Genomic DNA, 12076 nt, shown 5'->3' with positions numbered 1-12076 from the left:
ATGCGTCACAGTGGTTTTCAAACCGGTTTGAATGGTGTTGCAAAACGGTGTCAGGCCCGGCAAACGGGCAGGACGCGGTTTATAACTTAGCCAGCAATCCGGGCGATCCACGGTGTAGTGGATTCAATCAATGCAACACAAGTGCCATTGACCCAAACATCTGGCAGGACGTTTTGGTCAGTGACCCTGCAAGAAGATCGAAAAATGAGCACTCAACCCATCGCACAAGCCCAACAAACCGCGTCCTGGTGGCGTGGTGCCGTCATTTATCAGGTGTATCCGCGCAGCTTTGCCGATAGCAACGGCGACGGCGTGGGCGACCTCAATGGCATTACCGCCCACCTGGACTACATTGCCAGCCTGGGCGTTGATGCCGTCTGGATCAGCCCGTTCTTCAAGTCCCCGATGAAGGACTTTGGCTATGACGTCTCGGACTACCACGATGTGGACCCGCTGTTTGGCAATCTGGATGACTTTGACCGCCTGCTGGCCAAAGCGCATTCGCTGGGTCTGAAGATCATCATCGATCAGGTGCTGTCGCATACATCGGACCAGCATGCCTGGTTCAAGGCCAGCCGTCAGGATCGCACCAACGATCATGCCGACTGGTACATCTGGGCGGACCCGCAAGCCGATGGCACGCCGCCGAACAACTGGTTGTCGATCTTCGGTGGCCCGTCCTGGCGCTGGGATACCCGCCGCCTGCAGTATTACATGCACAATTTCCTGTCCAGCCAGCCGGACCTGAACTTCCACAACCCCAAGGTGCAAGATGCCATCCTGGGCGAGATCGAGTTCTGGCTCAAACGCGGTGTGGATGGTTTCCGTTTTGACGCCTGCAATTACCATTTCCACGACCCGCAATTGCGCAGCAACCCGCCGGCCACCGTGCGTGATACGGCGTCGGTCAGCGTAGAGAACCCGTACGGTTATCAGGCGCATCTGCACGACAAGACCCAGCCGGAGAACGTCGCGTTCTTGCAGCGCATCCGCACGTTGCTGGATCAGTATGGTGCGATGAGCGTGGGCGAAGTGGGCGACGACAACAGCATTGCCATCATGGCGCAGTACACCAATGGCGGCGACAAGCTGAACATGGCGTACAGCTTCAACCTCTTGACCGCCGATTTCAGCGCGGCGCATATCCGCAAGCAGGTGCAAGACCTGGAAGCGCAGATCAAGGATGGCTGGGGCTGCTGGACCACCGGCAACCATGATTCCGTGCGTGTGGTCACCCGTTGGGGCAAAGACACGCAACATCCGCGTTTTGCGCCGATGATTGTTGCCATGGAAACCGCCTTGCGTGGTTCGGCCTGCCTGTATCAGGGCGAGGAACTGGGGCTGCCGGAAGCGCAACTGAGCTTCGAACAACTGCAAGATCCGTATGGCATTACCATGTGGCCCGAATTCAAAGGCCGCGACGGTTGCCGCACGCCGATGCCGTGGCAGCACAATGCACCGCACGCCGGCTTCAGCCAGGCCGACACCTGGTTGCCCGTGGTGGCGCCGCATGTGCCGTTGGCGGTCGATACGCAAGAGCCGAACAGTGATTCCACGCTGAACGCCTACCGCCGTATTCTGCACTGGCGTAAAACGCAACCCGCGCTGATCACGGGCGATATCACGTTCCTGAAAAGTGCTGAACCGATACTCGCCTTTACCCGCAGCCAGGACGGCCACAGCATCGTCGCCGTATTCAACCTGAGCGATACCGATACCACGTTTGATTTGCCGGTGGCGGCAGCAGAACTGGCCGGCCATGGCCTGACGGGCGCCAGCCTGTCTGGCAAGACGCTCACGCTGGGGGCGTGGGGTGGCTGGTTTGGTACGGTCAAGGCGTGATGGTCCGGGATTGAGTAACAACAGGCTTGAAGAAGCCCCAGCGGCCAGGTGAGACGAGGCGTGAGCAACGCCGGATCACGACGCCGCTGAGGCTTCGATTAACAGAGAGACAGCATGGCAACAGTCAGCCTCAAAAACATTGTGAAGCGCTTTGGTGAAGTCACCACGCTGCACGGTATTGATCTGGAAATCCGCGATGGCGAGTTCATCGTGTTTGTCGGCCCGTCCGGCTGTGGCAAGACCACCTTGCTGCGTACGATTTCCGGTCTGGAAGACATCACCGAGGGTGAACTGCAGATCGGTGGCGTGCGCATGAACGAGCTGCCGCCGGTCAAACGCGGCATTGCCATGGTGTTCCAGAGCTACGCGCTGTACCCGCACATGACGGTGTTCGAGAACATGGCGTTCGGCCTGCGTCTGGCCAACATGAAAAAGGCCGAGTACACGCCGATCGTGCAGGACGTGGCCAAGGTGCTGCAGCTGGATCACCTGCTGGAACGCAAACCCAAGGAACTCTCCGGTGGTCAGCGTCAGCGTGTGGCCATTGGCCGCGCCATTGTGCAAAAGCCGGAAGTGTTCCTGTTTGACGAGCCGCTCTCTAACCTGGACGCCGCGCTGCGCGTACAGATGCGGATCTACATTGCCCAGCTGCACCGCAAACTGGGCGCCACCATGATCTACGTTACGCACGATCAGGTGGAAGCCATGACCCTGGCCGACCGCATTGTCGTGTTCCAGGCGGGCCGTCTGGAGCAGGTCGGTACGCCGACCGAGTTGTACTACGAACCGGCCAACCTGTTTGTGGCCGGGTTCCTTGGCTCGCCGGGCATGAACTTTCTCATCGGCAAGATCAGCCAGATCAACAGCCAGGAAGTCACCGTGGCCATGGCCGACGGCCAGCAAGTGCGCGTGGCGGTGGATGGCAGCAATGCCGCGGTGGGCGATGCCGTCACCGTGGGCGTGCGCCCGGAGCATCTGACGGCAGGTACGCAAGACAACTGCGTCAGCGGCAAGGTGGTGGTGCTGGAGCGGCTGGGCGATTCATCGGTGCTGTATGTCGAGCATCCGGGCAGCACGCAGCCCCTGGCGGTGCGGATTCCGGCGCTCAAGCATGTAGCGGTGGGCGAGTCGGTCACGCTGGGCTTCAAGCCCAAGCACGGGTATCTGTTTAATGCGCAGGGCATTGCCTTGCGCCGGCTGGACCCCCTGGCGGAATAGGTATCACCAATACTCTTGGGCTGGCTGCGTTATGCGCGCATGTCTTGCCGGCAAAAGGGTTCTGGCGATCCTGAATCGTCCGGGGTTGGGGTAACGGCAAGTCGACCTGGTATGACTCTGTAATCCGGGGCGGATTTGCGGTTTTCTCACTCTCAAAACTCTGAAAATACATTGATGGAGAGTCACATGGATATGTCGAGCAGTCGTTTGGGTCGGGTTGTCGTATCGTCGGTTGCCGCCGCTGTAATGGGTCTGGGCGCCATGTCTGCGTTTGCCGGCGAGCCGGGCAAGCTGTTGATCTGGACCAACGGCGACAAGTCGTACAAAGGCCTGATGGCCATTGGTGCTGAATTCACCAAGGCCACGGGCGTGCAAGTGGTGGTGGAGCGTCCGGAAGACGCCCCCAACAAGTTCCAGCAAGCTGCTGCTGCTGGCAAGGGCCCTGATATTTTCATCTGGCCGCATGACCGTATGGGCGAGTGGGCTACGGCCGGTCTGTTGAGCCCGATCAACCCGAGCGCCAAGGTCAAGGGCGAAATCGATCAGCTGGGCTGGAAAGCCTGGACCTCCGGTGGCAAGACCTGGGGCTACCCGATCGCCATCGAAGCCGTGGCCCTGGTGTACAACAAGGACCTGGTACCGACTCCGCCCAAGTCGTTTGACGACGTGATCGCGCTGGACAAAAAACTGTCCGGTCAGGGCAAGAAGGCCATTCTGTGGGACTACACCAACACCTACTTCACCTGGCCGCTGCTGGCTGCCGGCGGTGGCTACCCGTTCAAGCTCAAGGCTGACGGTACTTACGATGCCAACGACGTCGGCGTGAACAACGCTGGTGCAGTGGCCGGCATGAACACCCTGATGAAGCTGATCAGCACCGGTGCCATGCCCAAGAGCGCTTCCTACGCTGAAATGGAAGCCGGCGTGAACCAGGGCAAGATCGGCATGATGATCACCGGCCCGTGGGCCTGGGAAAACCTGAAGAAGAGCAAGATCAACTTCGGCGTAGCCCCGATCCCGACCGTGAACGGCAAGGCTTCGGCCCCGTTTGTTGGCGTGCTGGGTGCCATGGTGGTGCAATCGAGCCCGAACAAGGATCTGGCGGTCGAGTTCCTGGAAAACTACATGCTGTCGGTCAAGGGCCTGAAGACCATGAACGACGACGTGCCGCTGGGCGTACCGGCCAACAAGGCGTTCTACAACGAACTGAAGTCTGATCCGAACATTGCCGCCACCATGAAGAGCGCGCAAGCCGGCAACCCGATGCCGAACAACCCGGAAATGGGCAAGTTCTGGTCGACCATGGCCACCACGCTGCAAAACATCACTCAAGGCCGTCAAGGCGTGAAGGATGGTCTGGACGCAGCTGCCGCCAAGATCAAGGCCAAGTAAGTCGATGTGAAGGGTGAGGTGAGCGGGGCGAGGTGTTGCCCTGCTGCCTGATCCGGCTGTATCGAGGCCGGTTTGATGACGCTGCCACGTGATGGAACCGGCCGGCAATTCCAGAAAACTGACGGCGCCGGGGTAATGATTTACCCCGGTTCTGGCAGACCAGGACCGTAGTACCACTGCGCCTTCGCGCGGTGTTCTGTTCATTCAAGGGAAGTTCCGGGGCATCGAGCTACCGGCAAGGACTACCGCAATGCAAAGCAAACTGGCCCGCTGGGCCGGCTCCGTGCTGGGGCTAGTGCTGATTCTGGCATCAATCTGGTTGATCACGGCGGTGTTCCGCTCGGGTCATACCTGGGTTGCGCTCACCTTTACTGTCATTCTGGCAGGCTCGATCTGGCTGCTGGCCTCGCCGCGCCTGTATCCGTGGCGCTATCTGTATCCGGGCGTTTTTGCTGCGCTGGTGTTTGTCGTGTTCCCGGCGCTTTATACCGTGAGCATTGGATTTACCAATTACAGCTCCACCAATTTGCTGACGTTTGACCGGGCGACACAGTATTTCCTGGATCAAACCTATTCTGCCGGCGGCGATGCGCTGGATATGGCCATTTACCCTGCCGGCAACGATGCGCGCGTGTTCCTGACCGCCGCCGACGGCCATAGCTGGGTGTCGGACGCCATCAATCTGGACAAGCCCACCGGCAAACCGGTTGAACTCAAGGTGGCCCCGGCCACGGCGGCACCGGCAGGCGAAAAAATCGCCATCCGTGGCGTGATTGCCCTGCAGCCGGCGCTGAAAGAACTGCGCATCAGCGTGCCGGATCATGTCTCGAAATACCAGATTTCCGGGTTCTCCAAAGTCTCGCCCTCGGCGCCGCTGTTCCAGCAAAACGCTGATGGTTCGCTGAAGAACCTGCAAACGGGCGATGTGCTCAAGCCCAATATCAAGACTGGTTTTTATGAAACCACAGCGGGCGAGAAAGTCGCGCCGGGCTTTACGGTCAAAGTCGGGCTGGCCAACTTCACCCAGCTCTTTACCAGCACCCAGTTCCGCGGCCCGCTGCTGAAAATCTTTGTCTGGACGGTCTCGTTTGCCGCCGGCACGGTGTTGCTGACCTTTGTGGTGGGTTTCTTGCTGGCGGTGGCGCTCAGCTGGGAGTCGCTCAAGTTCCGGGGCATTTACCGCGTAGCGCTGTTCCTGCCGTACGCCGTGCCGGGGTTTATCTCCATCCTGATCTTCCGGGGCCTCTTTAACGAGAACTTCGGCGAGATCAACTATGTGCTCCACTCGCTGTTCGGCATCAAGCCAGAGTGGTTCTCCAACCCGTGGCTGGCGCGCGCCATGCTGCTGATCGTGAATACCTGGCTGGGTTATCCGTACATCATGTTGCTGGTGATGGGGCTGATCAAATCCATCCCGTCCGATCTGTACGAGGCCTCGGCCATTCATGGCGGCGGTGCCTGGACCAATCTGTCGCGCATTACGCTGCCGCTGATTGCCAAGCCGATCATGCCGCTGCTGCTGGCCAGCTTTGCCTTCAACTTCAATAACTTTGTGTTGATCTCGTTGTTGACCGCTGGCGGCCCGGACTTTGCCGACAGCCTGACCCCGGCCGGTTCTACCGACATTCTGGTCAGTTACACCTACCGCATCGCCTTCCAGGATTCCGGCCAGAACTTTGGCCTCGCGGCGGCCATCTCGACCGTGATCTTTGTGCTGGTGGGCGCGCTGTCTTTGCTGAATCTGAAATTGACCCGCGTGAACGCGCCGGATCGCAAGTAATTACGTGAGGAGTGAGGTGGGAGGAGTGAGGGGTGGAACCGGCCTGTGCCGTTGATTTGCGCCTTTGCTCCTCACGCCTCACCCTTCACTCCTCACTCTCCGAAGGAGAAAACCATGGCCATGGTGCTGGATAAAAGTCATACGGGGCGGGTGTTTGCCACCCACCTGGCGCTGATCGTGTTCATCGCGCTCTCTTTGTTCCCGTTTTTGATGATTGTGTCGATCTCGCTGCGCGCGGGGAACTTTGCCGCGGGCGGCATCATTCCGGACCACATCAGTCTGGAACACTGGAAGCTGGCGCTGGGCTTTTCGTACATCGACCAGTTCGGCCACCAGGTTGACCCGCCGTTCCCGGTGCTGCACTGGCTGTGGAACTCGTGCAAGGTGGCGCTGATGACCGCCGTGGTGGTGCTCACGCTGTCGACCACCTGTGCGTACGCCTTTGCGCGGCTCAAGTTTGTGGGGCGCAAGTTTGGTCTGAACGCACTGTTCCTGATGCAGATGTTCCCCTCGGTGCTGTCGCTGATTGCCATCTATGCCATTTTTGACCAGATCGGTAATTACGCCCCCTGGCTGGGCATTGATAGTCACGGCAGCCTGGTGCTGGCGTATGCCGGCGGCGTGGCGCTGCATATCTGGACCATCAAGGGTTATTTCGAGACCATTCCGGTCGAGATCGAAGAGGCCGCCCTCGTCGATGGCGCCAGCCATTTCCAGACTTTCCGCCTGGTTTTGCTGCCCATGGCGGTGCCCATTTTGATCGTGGTTTTCCTTCTGTCGTTCATTGGCGCGATCATCGAGTACCCGGTGGCATCAGTTTTGCTTCATCAAGAACAAAACCTCACGCTCGCCGTGGGATCGAAGTTATATCTATACACGCAGAACTATCTGTGGGGGGACTTCGCCGCCGCTGCAATCTTGTCAGGGCTGCCGATTACCGTGCTGTTCTTGCTTTCGCAAAAATGGATGGTCAACGGCCTGACTTCGGGCGGGGTGAAGGGTTAAGCGGGCACCAGCGCGGCCACACGGCCAGCGGTAGCCAGCGCAAGGGGAAGGAAAAGAAGTACATCGCAGTAGCTTTATCTTTGCACGCGACTTCGACCGGCTCCTCCATGGGTGGGGGCCGGTTTTTTTATGCCTTTTTGCGCCCGATATACTTACCTCTGTAGAAGTTTCAGAACTGCCTGATATCGTCACTATCAACAATCTGCGTCAGTAAAGTGACGTAGATTGTCATCCCCCAATCTTCCTGCTTCGTTTTCTTACATGGCGTGCCAGCTAAAAAACCGGCCAAACCCTGCCGTCTGGCGGTTTAACAGGGTTCGCGCATGTTCAAAATGGCACGGGTGGCTGCGCGCACTTGTCAGGCTTTCAACAGGGGCGCGGAGCAGATGGTCTGACGCTGCTTTGCCGGTCACACAAAACGCTGGTCAGCGTGCTGCGCTTTTCTTATGCTGCTGCCCTTCGGCCGGCTGTAACCCGTTCATGTTCTGGCAACGGCCGCATGCCTATGCTGGCAAAAAAGGAGTCTTGCCCATGAAAGCTGCATGCCTGTCGTTTGTCGTTTTACTGGCCGCAACGGCCCACGCCGAAGAAATCGGCTCGGTCGATACGGCGTTCCAGTTGATCGGGCCGGATCACAAGATCGTGGTCGAGGCATTTGATGACCCTGCGGTCACCGGCGTAGCCTGTTACGTATCGCGCGCCAAAACCGGCGGCCTGAGTGGCGCCGTCGGCATGGCCAAAGACCCGTCGCGGTTTTCTGTGGCCTGCCGGCAAATCGGCCCGATCAAATTCGTCAAACCCCTGCCTAAACAGGAAGAAGTCTTCAAGGAAGGGGCGTCGTTTGTCTTCAAGCACGTGCGGGTGGTGCGCATGGTTGATGTCAAACGCAACGCGCTCACCTATCTGAGTTATTCAGACAAACTGGTCGATGGCAGCCCGGACAACGCCATCACCGCTGTGCCGGTCACCGGCCAGACTATTCCGCTCAAACCCTGATCAGGGCCGGATGGAGGTACCTATGGAATCACGCATTACTGAACTGGAAATCAAGGTCGCGCTGCAAGATGACCTGCTCGACACACTGAACCGCGTAGTGGCCGAGCAAGCCGTGCAGATCAGCCGCCTGCAGCAAGAATTGATGGTACTGGCGGGCAACGTGCGCGTGCTGGAGGCCGACAGCGGCCGCAGCACCTCGCTGCGCGAAGATATTCCGCCGCATTACTGAGCGGGCAGGGGGCGGCTTTTGTCATCGGGCAGCGCCGCCGCAGGCGTGCATGCCAATACGCACGGTGCGCGCTACCCCTTGTGCCTGCTATCCTTGATAGTCTTCTGATAAATGCAGCCCTCTGGACAGGAAATCCGGGCTGCCAACCAATAACCGGAGAAATTCATGGCCAAACTGGTACTCGTGCGCCACGGCGAATCGCAATGGAATCTGGAAAACCGCTTCACCGGCTGGGTGGACGTGGATATCACTGAAAAGGGCGCTGCCGAAGCCCGTAGCGCTGGCGAACGCCTGAAGGCCGCCGGTTACACCTTCGACGTGGCCTATACCTCCGTGCTCAAGCGTGCCATCCGCACCCTGTGGCATGTGCAGGACGCCATGGATCTGATGTGGATTCCGGTCAAGATCAACTGGCGCCTGAACGAACGTCACTACGGCGCGCTGTCTGGCCTGAACAAGGCTGAGACCGCCGCGCAGCATGGTGACGAGCAAGTACGCATCTGGCGTCGTAGCTACGACGTGCGTCCGCCGGCACTGGAAGCCGGTGACAGCCGCGATGTGTTCGGCAACCCGCGTTACGCGGGTGCCAGCCGCGCTGAAGTGCCGCTGACCGAATGCCTGAAAGACACCGTTGAGCGCGTGCTGCCGTACTGGGAGTCTGACATTGCCCCGTCGCTGCGCGAAGGCAAGAACGTGCTGATCGCCGCGCACGGCAACTCGCTGCGTGCACTGGTGAAGTACCTGGAAAACGTTTCTGATGCCGACATCATGGGCGTGGAAATCCCCAACGGTGCACCGCTGATCTATGACTTTGACGAGAACATGAAGCCGACCCGTATCGGCTACCTCGCTTAAGTCCAGACCCTGACCGGGCGGTGTAAACCGCCCGGTTTTGTTTTTGCAGCATCCGTATTCATGCGACTGATCTTGCTCCTTGCGCTAGCGCTGGGCCTGTTCTGGGCCACAGCGGCGAGCGCAGCCGAACTGCCCGTCACCAATCGCACGGTTGAAGTGGAAATCCTGGCGCTCAATGATTTCCACGGCAACCTGCTGCCTACGCCGTTTTACGCCTTGCAGGCGGACGGCGGCTGGCGCATGCAACCGGCCGGCGGCATTGAAGCGCTGGCCAGCCTGGTGCGGCAGGAGCGCGCGCGTAACCCGCAGCTGATCTTCGTCGGCGGGGGCGACCTGATTGGCGCCAGCCCGCTGAACTCTGCGCTGCTGCGGGACGAGCCCACCATTGCTGCGCTCAACCAGCTGGGGCTGGAGTTCTCTGCGCTGGGCAATCATGAGCTTGATCGCGGCCGTGATGAGCTGTTGCGCATGCAAAAGGGCGGTTGCGATTCCAGCGACCCGCAACGCGCCTGCAAATATGCCCCCACTTACGACGGTGCGCGTTTTAGCTGGATTGCCGCCAACGTGCTCGACACCGCCACGCACCAGACCTTCCTGCCGTCTTATGCGGTGCGTGAGGTCAATGGCGTACGGGTGGCGTTTATTGGCGCGGTGCTTAAATCCACGCCGCTGATTGTGGATGCCGATGGCGTCGCCGGGCTGAGCTTTGAAGACGAAGCGACCTCGATCAACCGCGTGGTCTATCAGTTGCGCAAACAAGGGATCCGCGTGTTTGTCGCGCTGATCCACCAGGGCGGCGACAGTCGCCAGCATTACGACGTGCAAGACTGCGACACGCTGACGGGCGAGATTGTCGGCATCGTCAAACGGCTGGACCCGGACGTACGCACCGTGATTTCCGGCCACACGCATCGCGGCTATCAGTGCCGGGTTGACCACCGGCTGGTGACGCAGGCGGACGATTACGGGCATCTGCTGACCCGCATTACGCTGACGGTAGACGCAGTCACTGGCCGCGAATTGCGCCAGCGCTCGGTCAACCTGCTGGTTGATCCGGCCAGGTTGCCGCCAGACCCATCCATGCACGCCATTGTGACGCGCGCGCAATCGCTGACTGACCCCACCGCAGCGCACGTGGTCGGCAAGCTGGCGGTGACGCAGCTGGTGCGCGCCGGCAAGATGCACCCGGATACCGGCGAAGCGCCGCTGGGCGATCTGGTGGCTGATGCTTTCCTCTCCGCCACGCGGCAGTGGAACACACAGATCGCCTTTGTAAACCGCAGCAGCATGCGGGCAGATCTACCCGTCACGCCGGCCATGACCGAGAGCATCACCTGGGGCGATGCGTTTGCCTCGCTCCCGTTCAACAACAAACTGGTGGTGATGACGCTGACCGGCGCGCAGATCAAGACCGCGCTGGAACAACAATGGGTGCTGACTGCGTCGACCGCGCACGTGATGCAGGTCTCCAACGGCTTTGCCTACGCGTGGGACGGTGCGGCCCCGATCAAGGAGCGCATCGAAGCGGGCTCGCTGGTGCTCAACGGCCATCCGCTGGAGCCGACCCAGAGTTATCGCGTGGTGATGAGTGATTTTCTGGCGGAGGGTGGCGACGGCGTCGCGGTGTTCCGAGACGGAACAGATCGCGTGGTCACGCCCCTGACCGATCTGCAGGCGCTGACCACGCATATCCAACGGCATACCGCCGCCAGCAATCCGGCCGGCCACCCGCTGGCGGCAGACCGGATTGTGCGGCGGAACTAAGGCGCAAGGCGCGCCGCAGGCTTACTCGATGGTGGCTTCCCGTGGCGAAGCAAACGCGACCGACACCCCGCCAGTCCCGATGTTCACCCCTGCCGTCAGGCTCATTTCTGATACCAGTACGGTGACGCCGTGCTGCTGTGCGGCCTTTTGCAGGCGCTCGAACCCTGGCAGGGTCGACACCCGCGCCGGATCGCCGCCATAACTGACGGTCACAATCGGCGCATCCAGCCCGCTTTCGATATGTGACGTCGTCAGATCAAACAGCTTTTGCACGCCGGTTTCAAACCCGCGAATACGCGCCACGGGTTCGGTATTGCCCTGAAAGCCACGGATCACCGGTTTGATATCCAGCGCCGAGCCCATCATGTACGACATCAAGCCCACGCTCTTGTCGCCCTTGCGGCGCGCCTGCGTGCGCAGCTGGCCCAGGTTTTCCGGGATCAGGAACGCCTGCGTGGTTTTTTGCAGGCGCTCGATCTGGCGGATGATTTCCAGCGTGGAGTTCCCCGCCGCGGCCATGCGGGCGACTTCGCCCACAATCAGGCCCTGGCCGGTGAACAGGTTGTTGGTGTCAAACACGCGCAGTGAGAACGGCCCGGTGACATTGGCATTCTCACGGATCGGCTTGTAGCTGTTGAGAATGCCCAGTGCAGCCTGGCTGGCGTTCTCGTGGATTTTGCTGCGGCTGGACATCACCGTCAGGCAGAACACGTAATCGAACTCGACCACCAGCTTGTCCAGGAACAGCTTGCGGATCTCGTCGATGCTATACGGCGCAGATTCATAACCCGTGTTGCCGCCTTCCAGCCGTTCCCGATAGAACTTGTGCGTGGCCGCAGTATCACGGTTGTCGATAAACGTCTGGCCTTCGGAATCCTGAATGGTGATGGGCAGGATGACGATGCCATGCTCGTCCAGATACGAGCGCGGCAGATCGCAGCAGGAATCGGTGACGATGCCGATACGCATGCGCATTTCCTCCAGAGTGGTACCGC

The 12076-nt window shown here is 60.0% G+C and carries 10 protein-coding genes; 9 read left to right on the top strand and 1 reads right to left on the bottom strand.

Annotated features, from left to right (window positions below; all coding sequences use genetic code 11):
* Nucleotides 1-204: 204 nt before the first annotated feature.
* The 9 genes from IEX57_RS18570 to IEX57_RS18530 all read left to right on the top strand — a co-directional run bounded on the left by IEX57_RS18570 (nt 205) and on the right by IEX57_RS18530 (nt 11081).
* Nucleotides 205-1842, top strand: a complete 1638-nt coding sequence (locus IEX57_RS18570) for an alpha-glucosidase (RefSeq protein WP_188706377.1) — start codon at nt 205-207, stop codon at nt 1840-1842.
* A 114-nt stretch (nt 1843-1956) separates the two neighbouring features.
* Nucleotides 1957-3060, top strand: a complete 1104-nt coding sequence (locus IEX57_RS18565; protein ID WP_188706375.1) for an ABC transporter ATP-binding protein — start codon at nt 1957-1959, stop codon at nt 3058-3060.
* Between the two features lie 174 nt (nt 3061-3234).
* On the top strand, nt 3235-4452 hold the full coding sequence (malE, locus tag IEX57_RS18560) for a maltose/maltodextrin ABC transporter substrate-binding protein MalE (RefSeq protein WP_308433884.1): 1218 nt from the start codon (nt 3235-3237) through the stop codon (nt 4450-4452).
* Between the two features lie 250 nt (nt 4453-4702).
* The gene (malF, locus tag IEX57_RS18555; RefSeq protein WP_188706373.1) at nt 4703-6232 is read left to right on the top strand and encodes a maltose ABC transporter permease MalF; all 1530 of its coding nucleotides are present in this window, start codon (nt 4703-4705) and stop codon (nt 6230-6232) included.
* A gap of 114 nt (nt 6233-6346) precedes the next feature.
* On the top strand, nt 6347-7237 hold the full coding sequence (gene malG / locus IEX57_RS18550) for a maltose ABC transporter permease MalG (protein WP_188706372.1): 891 nt from the start codon (nt 6347-6349) through the stop codon (nt 7235-7237).
* 531 nt (nt 7238-7768) lie between these two features.
* A complete protein-coding gene (locus IEX57_RS18545; protein ID WP_188706370.1) occupies nt 7769-8233 on the top strand; it encodes a CreA family protein in 465 nt (154 codons plus the stop codon).
* A 22-nt stretch (nt 8234-8255) separates the two neighbouring features.
* Nucleotides 8256-8462 (top strand): SlyX family protein, encoded by a 207-nt coding sequence (locus tag IEX57_RS18540; RefSeq protein WP_188706369.1) that lies wholly within the window; start codon nt 8256-8258, stop codon nt 8460-8462.
* Nucleotides 8463-8627: 165 nt separating this feature from the next.
* On the top strand, nt 8628-9317 hold the full coding sequence (gene gpmA / locus IEX57_RS18535; protein WP_188706367.1) for a 2,3-diphosphoglycerate-dependent phosphoglycerate mutase: 690 nt from the start codon (nt 8628-8630) through the stop codon (nt 9315-9317).
* 60 nt (nt 9318-9377) lie between these two features.
* Nucleotides 9378-11081: a bifunctional metallophosphatase/5'-nucleotidase gene (locus tag IEX57_RS18530; protein ID WP_188706365.1), complete on the top strand. Its 1704-nt coding sequence runs from the start codon at nt 9378-9380 to the stop codon at nt 11079-11081.
* Between the two features lie 21 nt (nt 11082-11102).
* On the opposite strand, the gene IEX57_RS18525 is transcribed toward IEX57_RS18530, so the two are convergent.
* Nucleotides 11103-12050, bottom strand: coding sequence for a DegV family protein (locus IEX57_RS18525; protein ID WP_188706363.1), 948 nt, complete (start codon nt 12048-12050; stop codon nt 11103-11105).
* Nucleotides 12051-12076: the final 26 nt, after the last annotated feature.

Source organism: Silvimonas iriomotensis (assembly GCF_014645535.1).
In the GTDB taxonomy this organism is placed as follows: Bacteria; Pseudomonadota; Gammaproteobacteria; order Burkholderiales; family Chitinibacteraceae; genus Silvimonas; species Silvimonas iriomotensis.
This window is presented reverse-complemented; position numbering and strand designations above follow the sequence as displayed.